The sequence below is a fragment of the Sphingomonas sp. AOB5 genome (genome assembly GCF_029433115.1).
In the GTDB taxonomy this organism is placed as follows: Bacteria; Pseudomonadota; Alphaproteobacteria; order Sphingomonadales; family Sphingomonadaceae; genus Sphingomonas.
In genome coordinates, this window is sequence record NZ_JARNTV010000004.1 from 99529 (window position 1) to 119914 (window position 20386).

Below are 20386 nucleotides of genomic sequence, written 5' to 3' on the forward strand. Positions count from 1 at the left end.
GTATCCCTCACTTGCTTAGGCATCACCTGAGCGTCGCGACGCTCCCATACGGGAGTTAGCGACAATGAGACTGCTATCGAAGAAGGACGTTCGCGACCGGGTACTCTACAGCCCCGCTCACATCGCTCGCCTAGAAGCTGCCGGACAATTCCCTAAACGGGTACCTCTTGGTGTCGGACGGGTCGGGTGGGTTGAGGAGGAGATAGACGCTTGGCTTCGTGAACGAATCGCCCGACGCGATGCATCCAGCTCCTGACGGAGCAATTGGGCCGGCGCGTGCGCCGGCCCCTTTTTCGTCGGCCAAAGGCGCCTGCATGACCGCTAATGGGCCGCTTGCAAACGGCCCGCTTCTGGATGACTGGTCCCGAAGAGCGGACATTCGTTTACGGGCGATACCGGCTACTATTCTCCGCACGACGAGCAATCTTGGACCCGGCGACGGCATGCGGATCGGATATAGAGATCGCTGGAACAAAGCTGGCGGACGAGACTGATGCGATTTGAGACGGCGCGCACCGAACAGGAAGTCTTCGACGACCTCGAGCGGCTCTGTGCATCCCCAGGCTATATCCATGTCCTCGCCCTATTGTCGTTCCGCGACAATCTCGTTCTTCATTCGGGTGAGTTGACCAGCGAAGCGCTCGCCGCTTCCTACGCGCCGCAACGAACGATACGGACCGAATTCTCGACGCTGCTCGGGCTGATGCTCAAGCATCCGATCGATTTTGACCTGCCCAGCCCGACTGAAATGCAGCGCCTGATTGATTGTACGGGCGAGCTGCTCGAGGAACTTCACGCGTGCTTCAACATGCCAATGATGGCGGCGCTGAAGCGGGCTTTCGAGGAGGTGCAGGCCGGACTGACCATCGAAGAAGCGAGCCCGTTCCTGCGGGGCGATGTGCTCCGCGAGCCGATCTTCTATGGTGGCGAATCCGCCTACAGCTTTCAATATCGCGACTTCGCGGTGAAGCGTTACGCGCGCGACGATGACTGGCTCTTCGCCAACAAGGGGTTTCGCATCGCGGAAGGCCGAGCGGTTGCCGAAGCGCTTACCACCCTGCCGAACGACAAGCTCCTCGCGGTTCTCGACAAGGCCTGCGACGCGGACCCGACCACGTTGAGCTTCCTCCCCGGCTTCACCTTTTCGCTCGACGAGGTCGCCGCCGCCGCAAGCGTATCATCCAAGAGCGCAGCCGCTGTGCTTGCCGCGTTCACGGCACCGGAAGCGCCTTCCAATGCGGATTTCAGGACGATCGGCGACTTCAACCTGGCCAATGCCTATCCGATCCTGCGCACGCCATCCGACGACTACGTCTCGCTTCAGAGCTACGGCGTGGTCGAGGCCCTCTACGATTCCCCTTACTATTGGATGGCGGCCGACAAGGGGTACAGGAATACCGCCTTCCAACATCGCGGCGACTTCACTGAAAGCTTCGTGGCCGATCGCCTGGCGGCGGTCTTTGGCGAAGCGAATGTCCACCGCGGGGTGAACGTCATCCGCAAAGGCGCTCGGGTCAGTGAAATCGACGTGCTGGTATTGTTCGCCAACCGCGCGATCGTCGTCCAGTGCAAGTCCAAAAAGCTGACGCTCGAAGCCCGGCGAGGCAACGACCTGCAGTTGCAGGACGATTTCAAGAAGGCGGTCCAGGACGCCTATGATCAAGCGCATCTGTGCGCAACGTCGCTGAGCGATCCGACCCTTCGCTTTGTCGGCTCCGGCGACGTCGCAATCGATATCTCGGAACTGCGCGAGATCTATCCTGTTTGCGTGGTATCGGATCACTATCCTGCGTTGGGCGCACAGGCGCGCCAGTTTCTCAGATTCCAGACCGATGCGATCATTCAGGCGCCGCTGATCGGCGATGTATTCCTGATCGACGTGTTGGCGGAGATGTTGCCGAGTCCGTTGCGCCTGCTGAGCTATGTCAACCGCAGGGTCGGCTATGGCGACCGGATCAACACGATCAACGAGCTGACGATCCTCGCCTATCACCTCAAGCACAATCTCTGGTTCGAAGACGAGATGAACCTCGTCACCATCGCCGACGATTTCAGCATTTCGCTGGACACGGCGATGACGGTTCGTCGCACCGGGATCGCGGGCGAACATACGCCAGACGGCATCTTGACCCGCCTCAAGGGCACGCTGGTCGGCCGGGTGCTCGCGAATATCGAAACCCGGCCCGACGCGGCACTGGTCGACCTCGGCTTCCTCCTATTGTCGCTGGGCGGCGAGACGATCGACGATCTCAACCGCGGCCTGCAGCAAATTTCCGAGCAGACCCGTAGGGACGGCAGGAGCCATAATCTGACGCTCGGCTTCGACGATAGTCAAAGCGGGCTGACCATCCATTGCGGACCGCTGCCCAATGCCGAGGCGGCCGAAAAGCTGGCCGACCACTGCCGTCGCCGTAAATATGTGCATCGCGCTGAAGGCTGGTTTGGCCTTGCGGTTCGTGCCGATGACGGGTTGCCGAAGTTCGGGATACAGCTGAGCTATCCGTGGAAGCATGACAGTGCCTTGGAGCGACTCACGCGCGGAATGACCCGCAAGTCTCCGGCTCGGCCAGCTGCGGCCAGAACAACGGCACCTGGCGTCAAGGTTGGGAGAAATGAACTTTGCCCGTGCGGTAGCGGTAAGAAATTCAAAAAATGCTGCCTGACTTAGTCTTGGTGAAACCCCGTCACCGAAATGGGGTTGGCGTAGATCGGCACGTTCCAGATCTTGCTTCGATTGTCGTGCATGATCATGAATTGCGCTCCGGGATAGATCGCGATCACGGTGTCATTGGTCGAGCGGGGCACTCTGATCTCTCGCTTCGAGCGTCCCCGGCCCTTCTCGATCGTCGCGATCCCACGCAATTGCTCGCCGACCGTGGCGGTCCATTCGGTGTCGCTGTGCTTCCAGGTCATCGAGTAGATCCGGTTCGCTGGAGGCGCGGTAGCGGCGCCAATTGAGGCGGCCATCTCTGTGTAGGCGTCCTCCTGCTTGTCCGCGTCGACCAGCGGCACGAAGAACTGCGGCATAGTCAGCTCCTTCTTTCACGACATACCATGTGCAATCCATATGCGAGAATATTGCCGACCATAGTATTGCAGTCAAAGTAGCTGTGCTGAACTGCATATCAGCTTTTGGGATGCCGTGATGCCGATTGACGTTAGCGATATTGTGACCGCCTCGGCGGAATTGACCAAGCCGCTCGGAGGCACGCTAAACGATGCTTGGCAGGCCTTGATTGGCGATCGCGTAGCTGCCTGGCGTCTGAAGAATGCCATGGATCTTCAGCTGAAGATCCATGAGGAGCTGAAGGCCCGCGGCCTCGCGGTTACAGCTCGCATTCCCGACCGCTTCGCCGTTGCGTGGTTCGAGGAGGCTACCAAACAGGATGAGCCGGAAATCCAGCAATTGTTCGCACGCTTGCTCGCTGGTGCGGCATCGGGCGACGTCGATGCAGGTGACCGTCGGCATTTGGAGATCGTATCGCGCTTCGTGCCTCTGGACGCTGAAGTGATGCGTTTCTTCTTCACCAGTGACGCTGCGCAACGAACCAATTCCCGGGAGGATGGCATCCTCAACGATATCGAGCTCGAAGAGTGGGAGATGTACAAGGCGATCAGGGAGAAGCTGGGTGACCGTGCCTGGCAGTCTGCCGAGCATCTGCTTGCCCTCGGCGTCACGGAGCGCCGCGTGACGATCGACAGCGATTCCGTTTCGGCCGCGCTGATGACATTGAAGTCCAATCACGAAGGCGATGTCTTTCCAACCTGGGGTTCAAGGCCGGACATCGAAATCCGTCCGATAATCGGTTCGACTGCGACTGGGCTTTCGCTGGCCCGGGCACTCCGCCTGTTCGACGAGGGTGGATAATTGCCTTCGTTGGACAAAGTGATGATCGGCTAGATTTGTTGCTGTCGGTTTCGCAAGGACGAGGTCATGGGAGCGCTGCAGGACTCACTCGATCGCTTTCTTGACGAACTGCCGCGGCGAGAGCTGGAGCATCTGGTCCAGGACAAGCTTCAGGCGGCGGGCGTCGAGGATGAAGCGCTGCTCGGAAAGATCGTCGATGCGCTTCTCGAAGGTGGAGGCAAGATTGCCTCGATTCTCCATGATCGCCCGATCAAGATCGAGTTCGACGACGCGGATTTCGAGCGGTTAGGCAAGTTGTCGACCAGACTCGAAGAGCAGCTACCCGAGATATTCGAGCGTGTTGCCGACAGGTCGGCCAACGATATCGCCGAGGCTATGCGTGAGAAATGGCGCACCGGCCCAGCCGACAATCAGGCGGAAGTTACACGGTCGCGAATCCTCAAGACCTGGGCCGAGCCGTTCGACGCGCTGCGCATGCTGCTGACGCTCTGCGCAGAGGAAGGCGACAAGTTCAATCACGCGCATCTCAGTTCACGCCGCGCAGGCGAGGAAGGACAGGCATTGGCGCTGGCGCGCCTGCATATCCGCGCCTGCCGGATTGCCGAGGAGATTCTGCTGCTGCTCGAACATGGTCGTACAGAAGGAGCGCAAGCCCGTTGGCGCACGCTGCATGAGGTTGCCATCACCGCGACGTTGATCGCCGAGGGCGGCGACGCGCTGGCGCGCCGCTATTTCGACCATGAGATCGTCGATCGCAAGAAGGCGCTCGACGATCACCGCCGCGCCGCCGAGCTCGACGGCGGTTCGTCCGCAGACCGTGACTATGCCATCGAGCTCGAGAAGGACTTCGCTCGGGCCGTCGCCAAATATGGCAGACACTTTCGCGGCATGTACGGCTGGGCCGGCGGCCAGCTGGGCGTGCCGGACGATCCGAAGTTCCATCATCTTCAGGAGGCCGCGGGCAGCTTGACGCTGAAGCATCGCTACCGGCTGGCTTCGTTCGACAACCATGCCAGCCCGCGGGCACTGTCCCAGCCCATGCACCTCTGGGACCCGACGACCCATATCCCAAGTGTATTCGAAGCCGGTTTTGAGGCGCCGGCCACGGATACTGCGCAGGCTCTCGTGCAGATCACCACCACCCTTTACCCTCAGCCATGGGAGCTCGATGAGATCGTGTTCGTGAAGGTGCTGGGGCGGCTCCGCGATGATACCGCGGCCGCGTGGTTTCGTGTTGCGCGCCAGATCGCAAGGCGCGAGCAGCAGGACATTGACCGTGCGGTGCGCCGGTCCGCGTCGCGACGTATGGGATACGTCAAGGCCAAGCCGGGCAAGCGCCGCATATAAGCTCGGCTTTCTGCGGAGCCGCTGCCGCCCTCGCGCGGTGCGCCTTCGAGCGCCGGCGCGCCGGCGCGCCGGTCGTCTCGTCGCGGTGCGGATAGCCCTGCACCGCGATCACCTTGCCGCCGTAGAGGGGAGTCACGGTCTCGATGATGGCATGGCCGACCAGCACCCTGGAAACGCCGAACGAGACAAAGGTTCGGCCGATATCGATGGGGCTAGTCGCGGCATCGCCCTTGCCGAAATGTCCTCGATACCATTGCGGGCCATCGCCGCCAGCGATCAGCGCCGTCTTTGCACCGAGTGTTCTGCTCTGCGCGGCCGGCACCGCGAGTGCGGCACGGATGCTGGCGTTGAGCTCCAGCGTTGTTGTACGAGTGTCAGCCTACAGGATCGTTTGTGTCGCGGCTGAATGACCGCTTATGGGGCGCATAGCGGACTTCAACGCGCGATCACTGCTGATATAGGACAATGATCGGATGGATGGTTGGCGGTGGCGTAAGTTAATTCAGAGAAGCGACGGAAGTCTACCGCAGACCGTCGATCAAGCACAATATGATCGATGAATGCGGTAAATCGAGGATCGCATCGAGGCACAACACCATCGTCCGCCAAGGTAAGATCGGAGTCCGCGGGATCCCCATCGTCCAGATCGATCCAGACAGCATCTCCGGGCACCGCTAGGCGCCGGTTCCAGTCTCCGAGCACGACGAAACGCGTATCGCCGCGGGCAGCCGCATCGATCCAATCTTCGAGCACTGGAACCTGCTGAGCCAAAGTGTCACATGCCGGTCCAGTGGATCCTGAGAAGCAGCCGGACTTAAGATGTACAGCCAGCAACCGAAGCGGTCGCCCGCCAGCAGGCCGCACGGTAATATCGACACCCGACCGCAGGTTCGGATTTCCAACCTGTAGTGCTGTCAGGTCTGCCGCCCGGTCAAAGGCGAGATCCTTTCGGATCGCAAATCCAACTGCCTGTCTGATAAAGGTCTGCTCTGGTTGGCGACCGCCGCATTTTCCGCTGACATCACCAAGCCGCGTTTCCATGATGATGGTATAGCGCGAGGGATCGAAGACGCGCGCTGCGGCGGCTGGATTCTCGGCCTCCTGAAAGGCAATGACATCGGCATTGAGGCTATCTGCGATCTGGCGCATTTGCGCATAATCTGCAGCCGTGCGAGGCTTGCATCCGGCGCCATCACGCTCAGCGAGAAACTCAAGATTCCAGCTGACGACTTTAAGGTCGGGTGCTTGTCGAGTGCTCGGTGCGATACTGAGATGTGCACATCCTCCCAGGGCAAGCGACAGCCCAGTGATCAAGATCCCGAATTTCATAGGCAGAGACTAGTTCTGATTCTCGCTTGATCACAAGCTTTCCACCGAACGCCACCGTTCAAGCGCTCACCGCGTGGAGCGCGTAGGCGCTGCGACCTTTTACCCCGAGACGCCACACAGTTTAGAACACGTGTCAACATCATCATAATAAAGTGGGGAGACAGATCCGTGAAGAACACAAATCCGTCTCCCCAGAGACGTCTATTCACACCTTGTGTCGCAATCGGTCATGCTGTAGGGTTAGTAGTGGACTTGAACGACACGTCGATGGCGCGAGTTCGACCGCGCTTTCGCCGCAAACGGCGGAGCGCGCTACGGACAAGCGCCACTGTATGAACAATAGCTATGACGCTTAAATATGCGTCAGCGGGGTCTTCGATGACCGAAACGACTAGCTGTCTCGATCCCGATAGGAAACAGGCCCAGAGTAGCCCCGCCCAACTTTGGGCAGGACCACCAGGTCCAACTACACTATCAGCTACTGTATGAGGCACTTTCGCTTGAGAAAGTGCCCCCATCCAGCGTACGTGTTCGCACATTAATGCTAACAGGTGGCGTCCCTTTCGGATCTGCCGCAGGATTACCGTCGATAGAATTGGCATGGTCAATCTCCATACGATTTGTCGCCGGTAGGGGCGGGAGCGCTGTCACGCTCTCGCCCCTCTTTTTATTGCCAACCGCCGTCGAATTCGGTTGGGCCTTGCATTGAAGTCATCACAAGGATGGCCCCAAACGAAAGCGCCGCCCCCATAAACGGAGACGGCGCTAGCTTTCGGCGCGCAGCTTTTGGCTGCCCGAACGTGACCGAGGCGCGATTGTGCAATCGCCCCGGCGTGCGGCGCGCAGCCGCTATGCGATACGGCCGGGATCATAGCCGTTACTCCGCAGGATAATGATGTGCAGCAATGCGGGAGGGGGAAGTTCGGACTTCCGCGCAATCGTGATCTTGGACATCTTCGGCTCCCAATCTAGGGAGACGCGCGGGGTGCTTCGCGGCAGACTTCGCCGCGTTACGCGCGTCACCCGTCCAACAATAGCCATAGCACATGGTTAACAGCGAGCGCCAGATAATTTTATCATGATCCAAATCAATGGCACTATTTTTTAAAAATCATCTAATTCTTATTATAATATAACTTTATTGACATAACTGTCAGCATTTCTCCCCAATATGGACCTATATCGATAGCGCATCGGACCCTCTGCAGAGGTGATAATCAATCTGGCAATAAGCAATTAGTCGTCACTAGCCATTGAACGCGTATGCACGTGCAGCCAGCGGCAGCGTTAATCGTTAAATCCGGCCCACCAGTCCGAACATGACTTCCAAGCTTAGCGATATCATCTCTCGAAAATTCAGAGAATCGTGACCTCAAGTTACGAGTTCCATCTAGTCATTATTCGTGTCACATAGTGCAATAAATGGCTTCATAGCTTGACTGCAGGGCCATTTTAGCTAGCAAACCGTCCATGGGGGGAAGATGGCTGGAGCAAGTAAGAAGCCTCGCTCACGCGCAGGATCTGGAGCAGAGCGAGTGCTGAATGCATTGGCTGCCGAATTTCCAAAACTACACAGTGAACAGTCATTGTTGGACTGCGCCTCGCTATTAGCAGCGTACGACAAGACCCCCTCAGAGAAGCTCACCGACAACGAGCGCAGAGCAGTAGCAAAAGTTCTTAGGCGCCTTGTCGAAGACGGCGGTGTTCGAGAGACGTTGTGGCTGAATGGGCGAGATCCCCGCGTAAACCTCGAGAACGCCGGTTTGGTGGCCGTAGCCGTTGATATCGCCACCCTGAGGCAGGAGGAGTGGATCCGCACCAACTCAGGCGATCACAATCATTCAGCGCATCAAGGTCCTTCGCTGGCCCCGGGGCAACCAGCGACGCAAGAGACAATTATGGACCTCATAATTGAACGAACAAAGGAGTGGAGCGAGGTCAATCGCCTTGACAGTCGGCTTCCGCTGGCCCTCACAAACATCGCCATCGTTCACGGCGCGGTGGACTACGACATCCTGATCAACCTCTCATTTGTCGACCAAGAGTATCTGCTCAAGTACGCAAGGGAGGTCGTACAGCGGATTCCGCACGTGAGAGCGACGCAAACGATGTTACTATCATCGGAGAGTGGCTTTTCGCGACCCTAACTCGTCTCAAGCATTTAGTCGAAAGGCACTTTCAGCGAGCACCTGAGCGATAATGAAGCAGCACTTTAAAAAGCTAGCCTCAGTATTCTGAGGCTAGCAGGATGGTCAGCACACGTTTGGTTACGGCCGGATCGGCTGGATCGGGAGACCCATACACGAGGTCCCGATCGTAATAGTCGATCTTCCAGTACAGGATTTGTCCGTTCACCTCGAAACGACCAAAATCGTGCTCACCATGCGGATCGTTGTCCGGGGTGAATTCGTCGAAGTTCTGAACCTTGGCGACGGCTTCCATAACCGCGGTGGCACCCATGGATTGGACGCCGATGGTTACAAGCCAGGTACCTGTCGCCGGACTAGTCGCGCGATACGCGTCATTGAGTTCACGAATGCGATTGGAGGCAGCGCTCATAGCTCCACCTCCCCTCGCCAAAGGCGAAAGAACATGATGTTCACGGTGGTGCTCCCGAAGGCGCCGCAGGGAATGCCCTGGGCCTCACGGCGACTGCGTCTGCGCGCAGCAACTAGATCAGAGTTGTCGCCTCTCGAATTATAGCACGGTGACGGCTTTGGCGCTCCGGCGCTCTACTCCGGCATAGGCGCCCGTACCCTGTATGCTGCACCAATTCTGATCTAACTCACGAGAAACCATACGTAATACGGGAGACCTCTACCCCGACCTTAGCTCGTAAACGACCTACGCCCACCCACCACCCAAACCTCCAATATGAACCCAACGCTGGTTTGATGCCGCAGCATCTTACGACACCTTCTCCTCAAGCAGGGGGGAGGTATCGATGCAGGTTAAATTCACGCGTACTACCGACACCAAGGGCATGTTTGGTGGAAAGAGGGTCTACTGCCTCAATGCGATCTTGAGTGTCAGCGATGGGGAGCGCGCGCTGCTCGACCGCTTCGATCTCTGGCAAGCAAGCCTGTGGTTTCTCGCCGATGACTATGACCCCGATCTACGGAACCAGCTGAACAAGACGCTCCGCGACCTTTCGTCAGGAGTTCGCTTCGAATGCGAGGATTTCAATCAGGTGTTCGCGCTTGAGCGGCACGTGGTCGACGCGTGCTCCCAGGCGCTCAGGACGGCGGAAGCGCGAGCATCGTTTAATGGCACTGATCGTGTGTACGAGGTCACATCCAAGGATCACACGTTCGTAACGGCGGACTAGGCGTACGACCGAAATCCTCGTCTTGGCGCTGGTGGTCGCTCTCAGCTGGCTTGCTATACACGCCCTAGCCGAAAGCGAGCCAACGCAACGTGAGCGCGAGCTTGCCGCTTTGCGGGCGCTGTATGAGCGCGTGGCGAGCAGCCGCTATCCCGATGCCGCCGCCATTGAGCGCTTCGTAGGGGCCATACTCGACGCCCTCGACTACGAGCTGAGCGAACCCATGCGCGAGGCGCTCAGCGCGATTCTAGCCAACGAGCGCTTTCGGACCAACGCACCTGATTTTGAGAAGCTCGATCTTCGCCAGCTTGTCGAGCTTCGGAAAGAGTTGCGGACGTGGGAGCTAAAATCCGTAGACGGACAACAGCTCGCTGAAGCGTTCCTGCTCGGTGTGTTCTACGAGATCGCTGAAGCGCTACCCAAGGCCCGCGATCCCAGTCCCTTCACCATTCCCTTCATATACGCCTTCCCCGACGCCCGCGCGTGGATATCCAGCCTCTACAAAACGCTCCTGGATGACCGCTATCAACAGCGTGAGATGTTTGAGTGGCTGCGAACCAAGCTCTATCTCAACATCTGCCACGCCTCTGGCATCGAGCCATTCTCGGAAAGCAGCAGGGCGCCGGTCCACGCATACAAGAGCGACCTTCCGCTTGGTCAACTCAATGACACGTACCTAGGCGGTACGCCATTCCACGCACTGTTCGCGTCTCCGGTGCCGCTCCAGCTCACGCACCAAGATCGCTTCAATCACATGCACGTGCTCGCCGGCAGCGGCGTCGGCAAAACGGTGCTCATAGAGACGCTCATTCGGCACGATCTGCGGTCGCCCGAGCCGCCCAGCATCATCCTTATCGATCCCCACTCCGATCTTGTTCGCAAGCTCATGCGATCGGACCTTGGTATCGAGGATCGCCTCATTCTCCTTGATCCCCGCGACACCCAATACCCCGTCGCGCTTAATCCCTTCGCGATCAACCAAGAGCGCTTCAGCGGATATGACGAGGTGACGCGCGAGCAGGTGACGGCCGGGGTCATCCAGACGTTCGGCTATCTCTGGAACGGCCTCACCAACCTGACGCTCACCGGCAAGCAGGAGGTGTTCTTCCGCTACGTGACGCGCCTCCTGCTCACGTTGCCGGAGGTTGAAGGTCGTAACGCGACGATCCTCGACATGCTGCGGCTCATGCATGACCCTGCGCCGTATCAAGCGGCGATCGGCCGGCTACCGGACATTCAGCGCGAGTTCTTCGAGCGCGATTTCAAATCCAAAATCTTCGAGGCGACTAGGGAGCAGATCCGTTACCGCCTTCAAGCCATTATCGAGAACCCCACTATGGCTCGGCTCTTCACGGCGCCCGAAACCAAAGTGGATTTCTTCACGGAGATGAACCGCGGCGCGGTCATCCTAGTCGATACCGCCAAAGACTTCCTCAAGGATGGCTCTGCGGTTTTCGGAAAGCTCATGATCTCGCTCATCCTCCAAGCCGTGCTTGAACGGGCCGCGATCCCGGAACACGAGCGTAAGCCCACCTTCCTCATGGTCGACGAGGCCGGAAGCTTCTTCTCAAGCAACATTGACGACCTGCTGACCGAGGCCCGCAAGTATAAATGCGGTCTCCTGCTGGCGCACCAATATCTCGATCAGGGTACGTCCTCCCTCCGAGCATCGCTCGCTGCGAATACGGGTATTAAGTTCGCGTCCGGCCTTTCGGCCCAGGACGCCTACGCTATGGCCCGCGACATGCGGACCTCGGCCGAATTTATCCTGAGCCAGCCCCGGCTCCAGTTCGCCGCACACATACGGCACGTAACTCCCTCGGCTGTGTCCATTCCAATCGAGCCGGTCAACGACAGCGGTTCGCTATCAGACGAGGCCTATCAGGCACTCATCGAACGCAACCGCTCACGGGTTTCGCTCGGCCGCGCACCATCAGCGCGCACCGCTCCTCCAGAGGCGGCTCCGCTCCCCGAAGACATCAGTCCTGAGTGGTAAAAATAGTTGCGGTGCGCATGCGTGCGCACCGTGAATCGCTCTGCTCCATACGATCCATATCGCTCGGTTACGGCGCCTATCGACTGCGCTACGCCCACCGCATGTCCACTGACGCGCTCTCCCGCCGCCTACGCCACGCTGCTCCCCAGCCTAGCGATGTGCGCCTATTGCTGACCGACGCGGACCTGCGCATCTTCGAAGCGATTGACCGGCACGGACCTCTTCCGACCCACTACCTGTACGAGCTAACGCGCCACCTCCGCAGCAATCTCGCGAACCTGAAATACCGTCTGACCCACTTCTATAACGGTGACGCGAACGGGCCATACCTCATCCGCCCGCCCCGGCAGTTCGCGGCATTCGATGCCAGATATCAGCACCTCGTATACGATCTCGCGCCTCGTGCACGTACGCTGCTTGCTGAGCGTGGCACACTCACACGCCACCCGGTAAGGCGCACCGATCCGTTTCTCCACCAACTCATGCAAGCGTGTGTCGGTATCTCCTGTGAGATCACCGCAGGAAAGTGTGGCCTTCGCTATATCAGTCGGGGCGAGATCCTCACGCGTTCGGGCGCGACACTTACGATTCCGCTTCCTAGTGCTGACCGCACGCTCACACCTGACGATCTGTTTGGGCTTGAATATCCCGGCCACGGCTTCCGCTTCTTCGCGGTCGAGGTCGACCGGAGCACCGAGAGCATTGAACGGTCTAACATCGGCCAGACCTCCTATGGCCGGAAGGTCGCGAGCTATCTCAGCATCCTGCGTTCGGGCTTGTATCGTACACATTGGGGCATCCCCAATCTTACGGTGCTCACTGTTACGACCAACGGCACGCATGCCGCAAACATTCTGAGCAATATCCGCAGGAGTGAGACAGGACAGTTCGCGGAGCGGTTTCTGTTTCAAGCAGAGCCGACCTTTGGTGTGAACTGGCGAGTACCCCGCGATGTGCTCTCGCAGCTTCTGACGGGCGAATGGATGACGGTATCGGCGACGCGGAGCATCGGGGAGGCATAGGAACAATATCGCTCAAAGCGATTAACGCATTTTGGGCGAAAGCCACTGAAAATGGGCTGTTTTACGATAAGTAGAATTTGTATCGGAATCGTCGAACTAGGCGCCGTCCCACCCATTAGTAGGTTGATTGAGGCTGAGTGTTAGCTGAGGGGGCAATCGTGCAAAACTGTGGAAAAGTGTGTGCGCAAACGGACATGATTTGTTCCTTGGCTCTTGCGGACACTTCAACGCTACCTATGTGATCCTTATTAACGATTATCTCAGGGAGTTCTTGGGTGGCGATCAACGCACATCGCGCGCTATTCAGCGCTAAATCGGACGAAAACTATCTCGGTGAGCTGACTGTCGACGATAAGGAGCGGGAGGAACTGCGCGGGGTGCGCGATACCCTTCGCGACGCGTTGAAGGCGGGCTTCGCCGAGTGGCCCCATTTTATCCTTAAACAGCGTCTGTTCGAAACCGCAGCGCTCAGCTTCGCCGACGGTGCCGAGCCGGTCCTTCGTCCAAAGTTCCGCATGCAGGGTAGCTGGTCTTACGATACTCTCAACCGGACAACCTATGACCCGCCGCAGGAAATCGATCTAGACGATGGCGTTTTTCTTCCGGTCTCGTTCCTAACCCAGAATGGAGAGACGCACCCCGCGATCGTGAGCGGCGCCTATTTCGCCGCGGTTGAGGAAATCCTTGAGCCGGTCTGCGAAGAGAACGGCTGGGAACTAAACCGGGACAAGAACTCCTGCGTCAGGGTGCAGGTGCGCAAGGGTGCGCATGTCGATCTCGCACTCTACGCTATTCCCGACGACGATTTCCAAGTGCTGGTCGAGAAGGCCGAAGCCCGGGCCAATGCAAGCTTCGGCGCTCTTGCCCTCGACGAGGCTATGGCCTTCGACCAAGTCTACCCCACCTTGCCCGCCGATCACATCATGCTCGCCCATCGCGACGAGGGCTGGAAGCCTTCGGACCCACGCAAGCTCGAGACCTGGTTTCGAAATGCGATCGACCGGCACGGTTATCAGCTCCGTCGTGTTTGCCGCTATCTGAAGGGTTGGCGGGACCACAGCTGGGAGGGATGTCGTCTCAGCTCGATCGCGCTGATGGCTGCGGTGGTCGACGCTTTCGACGACTGCGCCACCGCGCCGGCCGAGACGCGCGACGACCTTGCGTTGCAAATGGTGGCGGACGGCCTTGGCGACCGCCTCTCTACCGCCATCGTCAATCCTGTCGTACCCGGCCAGATCCTCGATGAGGGCTGGGACAAGGCGTGCCGGGAGGAATTTGTCGCAAAGGCGCGCGAGTTGGCCAAGGAGCTTAAGGTGGCTTTGTCGCAAGACACGCGCGCATCCGCGCTGGCGACCCTTCGCCGCACGCTCGGCGGCTATGTGCCCAACAATATCGATCTGCTCGATATCGTCGTTGCCGCGACGCCGGTGATTGTGACGCAGGGGCTGCTCGGCGAAACGCGGCCTGAGAGCCGTGACCCGGTCAAAATTGGCGGAGAGGCGCGCTATGGCTAACATTCTCCCGCTCGGCATCGACCGGGCGGGGGCCATAGCAAGACTGGAAAGTTGGCTGATTGGTACTCTGGGCGCTCTCCGGCTTGGGCGCGTCAGAAGCGGATCCACCGACGGATGGCGGATCAAGGCAGAGATCGCGAGTCGGATTCTTGAACTCGATATCGAGATCCCGGATGAGTACCCGCGCAAACTGCCACAGGTCTTTCTCGCTAATCCACCCGCCTTCGGAACCTGGCCTCATGTCGAGTCCAACGGACGACTATGCATCACCTCGCCTTCCGACCGGTACGACCGAACCCGGCCGACTGATGTAGTGAAGGCACTGCTCGATGGTGCGTTTGACATACTCGACAAGGGCATCACGGGGGCGAACGAAGATGATTTCCGATCCGAGTTTCTTTCCTATTGGGACATCACGGCCACGGGGCCGTATGTGCAATCATTGCTGGATCCGAGCGGCCCAAGCCGGGCGATAAAGCTCTGGCGTGGAAAGCGATTGTGCATTCTTTCGGAATCTAGGACGGACATCCGCCGCTGGCTCGGCAATCTAGGTAAGGCGCGTGTTGCCGAGGTCGCGATTAAGGACGCAGCCCTGTTATGGCTCGATCGTCCGCTCTTGCCGCGAGAGTATCCGAAGACTGTCGCGGACCTTTACGAAATTGCCGGCGGTGCTGCCGACAACGCGGTCGAGCTTCTGGATAGACTGTTGCGGTCGGCTAACGGACATATATTCACCGTCATCATCGGTGCCGTCGCCGGCAACGGGGCTTGCTTTGGCGGCGTCGAACTTGAGCTGCGACGCATAGACCGCGGGCGGAAAAAGAGGGGCACGTATCAGGGCGCGTCATCCCCGCAGGTCCGTCTCGGTCAGTGGAAGGAGGCGAGCCTAACCCGAACGCGCGTAGAGCGCGCCGACGCATTCTGGATTCATGGTCGGGATTCGAACCCGGACCTCCTAGAGCTGAGAACCGCAAAGATCGCGCTGGTGGGTTGCGGCTCGCTTGGGTCTCCGGTCGCGAGGCTTCTGGCGCTCGCAGGGGTCGGCAAGTTGGACTTGATGGATCCAGAAATGCTCGAATGGGCGAATGTCGGGCGTCATGTCCTTGGCGTAGCCGCGCGCGGCAAGAACAAGGCGATCGCTCTCGCCGAGCAACTCGGTCGAGAGTTCCCCCATAGCCAGTTTGCCGGACATGGCAGACGCTGGCAGGAATGCGCTGAAACGCTCGAAGGATGCGATCTGATCATTAGCACGACCGGCATGCTCGATGACGAAGCCGAACTGACAATGTGGCAACGAGATCATACCGGAAAGGAATTCGTCTTTGGTTGGACCGAGCCGCGAGGGTGCGCCGCGCAAGCGGTGGCGATTCTTCCCGGCGCGGGTTGTCTCTTGTGCGGCTTCGACCTGTCTGGCGATCCAGAATTCCAGGCGACTAAATGGACCGAGGTGCCGCTTCAGCGCGAAGCGGCTTGCGGTAACTGGTTCATGCCCTACGGCGCGGGAGAGATCATGTCTGCCGCCGTACTCACGACTGAGTTGGCGCTAGGCGTTCTGACGGAACGGGCGTCGCCAGGCAACCATCGCATCCTATCATGTCGAACCGAAATACTAGAGGCAGCCGGAGGTGAATGGACTCCCGCTTGGCTGGCCGCGACTAGCGCAGACGCTCCAGGAGGGCGTGCGATCGAGCGGCACTGGCTACCTGACATCCAATGCCCAGCCTGCCAAGGCAAGGGTCCAGCATGATCAGCGTCGCTATCGGCCAGTCCGGAGAAACCTTGCTGCTGTCGGAAGCCGTGCTCGAGCATTTCAACGCCTGTCGCCAGACCCGTTTCTGGCATCGCGAAGCAGGGGGCCTGCTTTTCGCTCGCATCTCCGGTAACATGATCACGATCGAGGAAGCGACTGGCCCGCGGCCGACGGACCGCCGCTCGCGCTGTTCGTATCAGGGCGATCGCCGCGCTGAGCAGCAGGAGATCGACCAACGCCATCCGCTCGGGTTACACTACATCGGCGATTGGCATACTCATCCAGAGCCGAAGCCACGCCCCTCCGGGGCTGATGACCGCGCCATGATCAGCCGTATCAGCTCGTCCAAACACCAGCTTCAGAGCTTCTTGTACGTTATAGTTGGCACGGCCGCGTTTCCGGATGGTCTTGCGCTCGCGGTCCATGACGGTCGCACCCGTCTCGATCTGATGCTGGATAGCGTTGCCGCGAGTGCTACATCCTAACCACCTCCAGTGTGCCGGCGGTGTTGAGGCCGCTGCGCCAGCTCCGCTTCGTCCAATATTCGCCTTTCAGAGTTGCTGCTTCGATATCGAGACTGAGATACGCAGCGCCAAGGTGCAGGGCTTCGTCAGTCTGCCGCGGCGTCGGCGTATTTTGGTTATAGAGATAGCCCAACTCGAAGCGTTCAAGATGGTCGTTCCAGCTTAGCTGGGCGCTGATCGAGTGGGAGGTGCCGCCCGTGTTGCTAAGCTTCCCCTCGACGCGAAGCCGAAAGAATGAGGCAGTGATCTTGAGTTCGATGTCGTCGTCCTGCAACGCGACTTGGTCGAGCTGGCCGGCATATCCCGGCTTTTCGCGCTTCTCATAGGCCTCGAACATGGCTTTGACCGACGGCCAATTCGAACGCGTCTTGCCCACCCACTTTCCATTTAGATCGGGGAAGAGAAGTCGATCAATACCCGGGATTCGCCAAAGCAATCGCCAGGGCCTCCACCACTGAGAGCCAGACCCGAACACGAACAGAAAGATGCCCCAGCCGCCGAGCACCTTGTTGGCCAAGCTCCAGCCCTCTGTTAGATTTTGTGGTGCATGCACGAGAGCCGTAAGTAGCACAAATATGCCGAGAGGCGGCAGCGCTAGCCAAGCTACGAGCCGTTTCAGCGATAGTGTTGAATACATCTGGCGTCCTCGAATTGATATTGGCCGACTATCCGTAGCATGGCTGGAGATGGTAGAGCGAAACGCGGAATGTATCCATCTTGTAGTCTCGCCACTTGGAGTGTTGGGGAGGAGCCAATCTGCTTTCGGGGTGTACCTGAGTGCTGCTGAAAGACCGGGAAGCCCAGTCCCGAGGATATGAGGATGCGTTGCAGCGCTAACGTTTTCAGGCCACAGGGGGACATCTTCATCCGAAATGGATCAATCATGGATACGCAGAACGAAATGCAGGAAACCTTGATCACCCTGACCGCGGATATTGTCGCGGCGCATGTCAGCAACAATTCGGTTGCTGTCTCGGACCTTCCGACGCTCATCCAGAACGTCCATGGTGCGCTCTCGGGTCTCGGCACCGTCGCTGCGGAGCCGGAAGTGAAGCAGGAACCTGCGGTTTCGGTGCGTTCCTCGGTGAAGCCCGACTTCATCGTCTGCCTCGAAGACGGCAAGAAGCTGAAGATGCTCAAGCGCCACCTGATGACGCACTATCAGATGACGCCGGACCAGTATCGCGCCAAGTGGAACCTGCCCGCCGACTATCCGATGGTCGCGCCGAACTATGCCGAGCAGCGCCGCACGCTCGCCAAGAAGATCGGTCTGGGCACCAAGCGCCGCAAGCGCACGACACGCTAACCGGCTCAACGGGGATCCGTTTGGTGCTGCGGACGGCGTGCCGGAAGCGCTACGACGGCGCCTCTAGCAGATGCTCTCGCAGGGGACGCCATCGCCATCGCCATCAAGCCGACCCACGCCACAGGTGTTGAGATAGTGGTACGCCTCGGCGCAGCTATTCATCTGCCCACATTTCCACTTGCCGCCACATTGCCGGCTCGATTTGGTCGAAAGGCGCTTTCGGGCGGCAATTCGTTCTGGTGCAGGCGGAGGGGGTGCTGGCTTTACGGTCGACAACAGGCGCGATGAGACCCAACAATCCGAACCCTGGCTGCGCTCGACCTTCGTCCAACTGCCATCGGTCTCAAGTGAGGTGACCTCGTCGCCTGACGACAGGCGCGCGACCTTGCGGCCTTTTGATTTCGGGGCGCTGCGGCAATTGGCAGAGGTACCCGACACATAGAGTGTCTCTCGGGCGCCTGTGGTTTCGGCGCCGATAGCACTGCCGGTATCGGCAAACGCTTGAGGTTGCGTATTGGAGCTGTCGCCGCAGCGGCTCAGCATCATGACCGCGACGATAACGAGCACGACAAGGCCGCATCCATTAGATGCGCTAGATGAGCCAGTTGCGGCCACAAGCAGTTCTCCCCCAGTGCGCTCCCTTCGTCATTAGCATCGCCTCCGTGTAGACAGCTGAGATTTCGAGATTCAATCTCTTGATACTAGCGCACTTAAGAAACGTCGCTGGTCCAAAGGGGATTTTATATCCACCATTCTAGAGAGCCAGAGTGGGACACCCCTTTGGGGGTACAAGTATGGTGCCATTCCTCATGGTGGCTTGAAAGAATCTCAGACCATTTGACGGTATTTCATCAAGATCATGAGCAATCCATCCAATTTCTCGGTTCTCGCGTGAGGCGGGCTGTGGAGTGTCTGCCGTGCCGCTCTCGACTAATTCAATCGTAGCCGGATATTCGCGCGCGCCCAGATAGGGTTCTCGGAAATAGCGCCTCGAGCGGACTCGTTTGATAAACATTTTTGAGTGCATGGCTGCGATGCTATCCGAGTTAGAGTGATCGATAACATCAAAATGTGCATCGATGAGGTAATCTACATCCAACAGTGAGATGCTGCGTATAATTCCGTGTCTAGGACTGTGTGAATTTCGGTCTTCTTCGCAGAATAATATTGGGTTGAGCACGTGAATTGCGTCCACATGCCATCGTATCTGAGGCTTCCAGTATATTGATTCGTAGATGGCGCGAGCGGCAAAGGGAGTGATCACTTCGTAGCTAATTCGATCCACCTTAAATTCAGGTCGAGCAAAACAGGCTTTGGGGCCGGAGACGCGTATCCTAAATGCCATAGCAGTCCTCACTATCAGTCCTACAGCCATCCAAGCGCGTGGAAGCTCACGGCCTGGTCGCGCGACACCAGCACATGATCGAGCACGCGAATACCGAGCGGTTTTCCAGCCTTCGCGAGCATGTCGGTGATGGTTCGATCGGAGCGACTGGGGGTCACATCTCCCGACGGATGATTGTGGGCGATGATGAGGCCGGTTGCACCCAACTCAAGCGCTCGCCGAATAATCTCGCGGATATAGATCGGCGCCTCGTCCACGGTCCCGCGGGCCAATTCCTCTTCAGCGAGGAGCCGATTTCCGGCGTCTAGATACAGTACGCGGACGATCTCGCGATGCGCGAACCCTTGGGCTACACGCGCATATTCCATCACCGCCAAGTCGTTGCTCAAAAGCGGGCGCTCATCCAGCCGTGTACGAAGGGACCAGAGCATTGCGTCATGCGTGGCACTGATGACCGCAACGGCCTGACGATCATTCGTTGCGCTAGCCAGCTCCGTGCTGGGCGCAGCGAGGGTTGCGGACAGGGTTCCGAACCGCTCGATGAGACGGTGTGCTAGCTCGCGGGCTGCGCTGCCGCAGGCAGGCGTGAGAAGTTGCTCCAAGAGGGATCGGCACCGTTCTGCGCAAGGCGTGTCCGGTGACGCCATGTCCCGATCGCGAGCAGCAGAAGGGTCGGATAGGCGTTCCAAAAGTGGAGAACTCTATAGATTTCGACGTGCCGCTCAGGGGCGGCCCACATCACGAATTGCAGTTCGATGCCGAGGCCCAGGAACGCAGCCATCCAAATCGGCCAGTATCGGTCTGCGCGCATGGCAAGCAGAACCACCGCAACCAGCATGACGATATCGACGGCTAGGATACCGGTCTCTCGCGAGGTGAATGCCCAGCGCCATTGCTTTGCCGCGACGTAGGTGAGCGCCACTGCGCCAAGGATGATCGCCGTTGCGATGCGTTCAGGCGCTCCACCCCTGCTGCCGGCGTAAAGGCACGTGGCAACCAAGAGCATGAGGTAGACGGCGACATTCCACATGTCCCGACCGGACCACCAGCAGATGATCCG

General features: G+C 58.8%; 19 protein-coding genes. 11 read left to right on the forward strand and 8 right to left on the reverse strand.

Annotated features, from left to right (window positions below):
* Positions 1–493 precede the first annotated feature (493 nt).
* The gene (locus P1X14_RS03285) at positions 494–2668 is read left to right on the forward strand and encodes an SEC-C metal-binding domain-containing protein (protein WP_277313880.1); all 2175 of its coding nucleotides are present in this window, start codon (positions 494–496) and stop codon (positions 2666–2668) included.
* Here the strand turns inward: P1X14_RS03285 and P1X14_RS03290 are convergent.
* The gene (locus tag P1X14_RS03290; RefSeq protein WP_277313881.1) at positions 2665–3027 is read right to left on the reverse strand and encodes a hypothetical protein; all 363 of its coding nucleotides are present in this window, start codon (positions 3025–3027) and stop codon (positions 2665–2667) included. The genes P1X14_RS03285 and P1X14_RS03290 overlap by 4 nt on opposite strands.
* A gap of 160 nt (positions 3028–3187) precedes the next feature.
* Here P1X14_RS03290 and P1X14_RS03295 point away from each other — a divergent pair, with 160 nt between their 5' ends.
* Together P1X14_RS03295 and P1X14_RS03300 are read left to right on the forward strand one after the other, a co-directional pair.
* Positions 3188–3868: a hypothetical protein gene (locus P1X14_RS03295; protein ID WP_277313882.1), complete on the forward strand. Its 681-nt coding sequence runs from the start codon at positions 3188–3190 to the stop codon at positions 3866–3868.
* Between the two features lie 66 nt (positions 3869–3934).
* On the forward strand, positions 3935–5215 hold the full coding sequence (locus P1X14_RS03300) for a DUF5677 domain-containing protein (RefSeq protein WP_277313883.1): 1281 nt from the start codon (positions 3935–3937) through the stop codon (positions 5213–5215).
* On the opposite strand, the gene P1X14_RS03305 is transcribed toward P1X14_RS03300, so the two are convergent.
* Positions 5184–5537 (reverse strand): hypothetical protein, encoded by a 354-nt coding sequence (locus P1X14_RS03305; protein ID WP_277313884.1) that lies wholly within the window; start codon positions 5535–5537, stop codon positions 5184–5186. The genes P1X14_RS03300 and P1X14_RS03305 overlap by 32 nt on opposite strands.
* Before the next feature lie 113 nt (positions 5538–5650).
* Positions 5651–6544 carry an endonuclease/exonuclease/phosphatase family protein gene (locus P1X14_RS03310; protein ID WP_277313885.1) on the reverse strand — a complete coding sequence of 298 codons (894 nt, stop codon included), beginning with the start codon at positions 6542–6544 and terminating at the stop codon, positions 5651–5653.
* Positions 6545–8079: 1535 nt separating this feature from the next.
* Between P1X14_RS03310 and P1X14_RS03315 the strand changes: the two genes are divergently transcribed.
* A complete protein-coding gene (locus P1X14_RS03315; protein WP_277313886.1) occupies positions 8080–8691 on the forward strand; it encodes a hypothetical protein in 612 nt (203 codons plus the stop codon).
* A gap of 79 nt (positions 8692–8770) precedes the next feature.
* Here the strand turns inward: P1X14_RS03315 and P1X14_RS03320 are convergent, their stop codons facing one another.
* Positions 8771–9103 (reverse strand): DUF3768 domain-containing protein, encoded by a 333-nt coding sequence (locus tag P1X14_RS03320; RefSeq protein ID WP_277313887.1) that lies wholly within the window; start codon positions 9101–9103, stop codon positions 8771–8773.
* Between the two features lie 385 nt (positions 9104–9488).
* Between P1X14_RS03320 and P1X14_RS03325 the strand changes: the two genes are divergently transcribed.
* The 6 genes from P1X14_RS03325 (at position 9489) to P1X14_RS03350 (ending at position 16636) form a co-directional block, all read left to right on the forward strand.
* On the forward strand, positions 9489–9872 hold the full coding sequence (locus P1X14_RS03325; RefSeq protein ID WP_277313888.1) for a hypothetical protein: 384 nt from the start codon (positions 9489–9491) through the stop codon (positions 9870–9872).
* Between the two features lie 31 nt (positions 9873–9903).
* Positions 9904–11865 carry a DUF87 domain-containing protein gene (locus tag P1X14_RS03330; RefSeq protein WP_277313924.1) on the forward strand — a complete coding sequence of 654 codons (1962 nt, stop codon included), beginning with the start codon at positions 9904–9906 and terminating at the stop codon, positions 11863–11865.
* A gap of 17 nt (positions 11866–11882) precedes the next feature.
* Positions 11883–12887: a replication-relaxation family protein gene (locus tag P1X14_RS03335; RefSeq protein ID WP_277313889.1), complete on the forward strand. Its 1005-nt coding sequence runs from the start codon at positions 11883–11885 to the stop codon at positions 12885–12887.
* Between the two features lie 275 nt (positions 12888–13162).
* Positions 13163–14401 carry a CBASS cGAMP synthase gene (locus P1X14_RS03340; RefSeq protein WP_277313890.1) on the forward strand — a complete coding sequence of 413 codons (1239 nt, stop codon included), beginning with the start codon at positions 13163–13165 and terminating at the stop codon, positions 14399–14401.
* A complete protein-coding gene (locus tag P1X14_RS03345; RefSeq protein WP_277313891.1) occupies positions 14394–16148 on the forward strand; it encodes a ThiF family adenylyltransferase in 1755 nt (584 codons plus the stop codon). The genes P1X14_RS03340 and P1X14_RS03345 overlap by 8 nt, the downstream gene beginning before the upstream one ends.
* Positions 16145–16636: a Mov34/MPN/PAD-1 family protein gene (locus tag P1X14_RS03350; protein ID WP_277313892.1), complete on the forward strand. Its 492-nt coding sequence runs from the start codon at positions 16145–16147 to the stop codon at positions 16634–16636. The genes P1X14_RS03345 and P1X14_RS03350 overlap by 4 nt, the downstream gene beginning before the upstream one ends.
* Here P1X14_RS03350 and P1X14_RS03355 read toward each other — a convergent pair.
* A complete protein-coding gene (locus tag P1X14_RS03355) occupies positions 16626–17312 on the reverse strand; it encodes a hypothetical protein (protein ID WP_277313893.1) in 687 nt (228 codons plus the stop codon). The two genes, P1X14_RS03350 and P1X14_RS03355, sit on opposite strands and share 11 nt — an antisense overlap.
* 246 nt (positions 17313–17558) lie before the next feature.
* On the opposite strand from P1X14_RS03355, the gene P1X14_RS03360 reads away from it, so the two are divergent.
* Positions 17559–17981: a MucR family transcriptional regulator gene (locus P1X14_RS03360; protein ID WP_277313894.1), complete on the forward strand. Its 423-nt coding sequence runs from the start codon at positions 17559–17561 to the stop codon at positions 17979–17981.
* Positions 17982–18044: 63 nt separating this feature from the next.
* On the opposite strand, the gene P1X14_RS03365 is transcribed toward P1X14_RS03360, so the two are convergent.
* The 3 genes from P1X14_RS03365 to P1X14_RS03375 all read right to left on the reverse strand — a co-directional run bounded on the left by P1X14_RS03365 (position 18045) and on the right by P1X14_RS03375 (position 20356).
* A complete protein-coding gene (locus tag P1X14_RS03365; protein ID WP_277313895.1) occupies positions 18045–18548 on the reverse strand; it encodes an SH3 domain-containing protein in 504 nt (167 codons plus the stop codon).
* A gap of 798 nt (positions 18549–19346) precedes the next feature.
* Positions 19347–19973 carry a DNA repair protein RadC gene (gene radC, locus P1X14_RS03370; RefSeq protein ID WP_277313896.1) on the reverse strand — a complete coding sequence of 209 codons (627 nt, stop codon included), beginning with the start codon at positions 19971–19973 and terminating at the stop codon, positions 19347–19349.
* Positions 19880–20356 (reverse strand): hypothetical protein, encoded by a 477-nt coding sequence (locus tag P1X14_RS03375; RefSeq protein ID WP_277313897.1) that lies wholly within the window; start codon positions 20354–20356, stop codon positions 19880–19882. Before P1X14_RS03375 ends, radC begins: the two co-directional genes overlap by 94 nt.
* Between the last annotated feature and the right edge of the window lie 30 nt (positions 20357–20386).

Bases quoted from the DNA above. Each gene is read 5' to 3' on its own strand.
- P1X14_RS03285 (WP_277313880.1), top strand. From the start codon at position 494: ATGCGATTTGAGACGGCGCGCACCGAACAGGAAGTCTTCGACGACCTC.
- P1X14_RS03290 (WP_277313881.1), bottom strand. From the start codon at position 3,027: ATGCCGCAGTTCTTCGTGCCGCTGGTCGACGCGGACAAGCAGGAGGAC.
- P1X14_RS03300 (WP_277313883.1), top strand. From the start codon at position 3,935: ATGGGAGCGCTGCAGGACTCACTCGATCGCTTTCTTGACGAACTGCCG.
- P1X14_RS03310 (WP_277313885.1), bottom strand. From the start codon at position 6,544: ATGAAATTCGGGATCTTGATCACTGGGCTGTCGCTTGCCCTGGGAGGA.
- P1X14_RS03320 (WP_277313887.1), bottom strand. From the start codon at position 9,103: ATGAGCGCTGCCTCCAATCGCATTCGTGAACTCAATGACGCGTATCGC.
- P1X14_RS03325 (WP_277313888.1), top strand. From the start codon at position 9,489: ATGCAGGTTAAATTCACGCGTACTACCGACACCAAGGGCATGTTTGGT.
- P1X14_RS03335 (WP_277313889.1), top strand. From the start codon at position 11,883: ATGCGTGCGCACCGTGAATCGCTCTGCTCCATACGATCCATATCGCTC.
- P1X14_RS03345 (WP_277313891.1), top strand. From the start codon at position 14,394: ATGGCTAACATTCTCCCGCTCGGCATCGACCGGGCGGGGGCCATAGCA.
- P1X14_RS03350 (WP_277313892.1), top strand. From the start codon at position 16,145: ATGATCAGCGTCGCTATCGGCCAGTCCGGAGAAACCTTGCTGCTGTCG.
- P1X14_RS03355 (WP_277313893.1), bottom strand. From the start codon at position 17,312: ATGTATTCAACACTATCGCTGAAACGGCTCGTAGCTTGGCTAGCGCTG.
- P1X14_RS03360 (WP_277313894.1), top strand. From the start codon at position 17,559: ATGGATACGCAGAACGAAATGCAGGAAACCTTGATCACCCTGACCGCG.
- radC (WP_277313896.1), bottom strand. From the start codon at position 19,973: ATGGCGTCACCGGACACGCCTTGCGCAGAACGGTGCCGATCCCTCTTG.
- P1X14_RS03375 (WP_277313897.1), bottom strand. From the start codon at position 20,356: ATGTGGAATGTCGCCGTCTACCTCATGCTCTTGGTTGCCACGTGCCTT.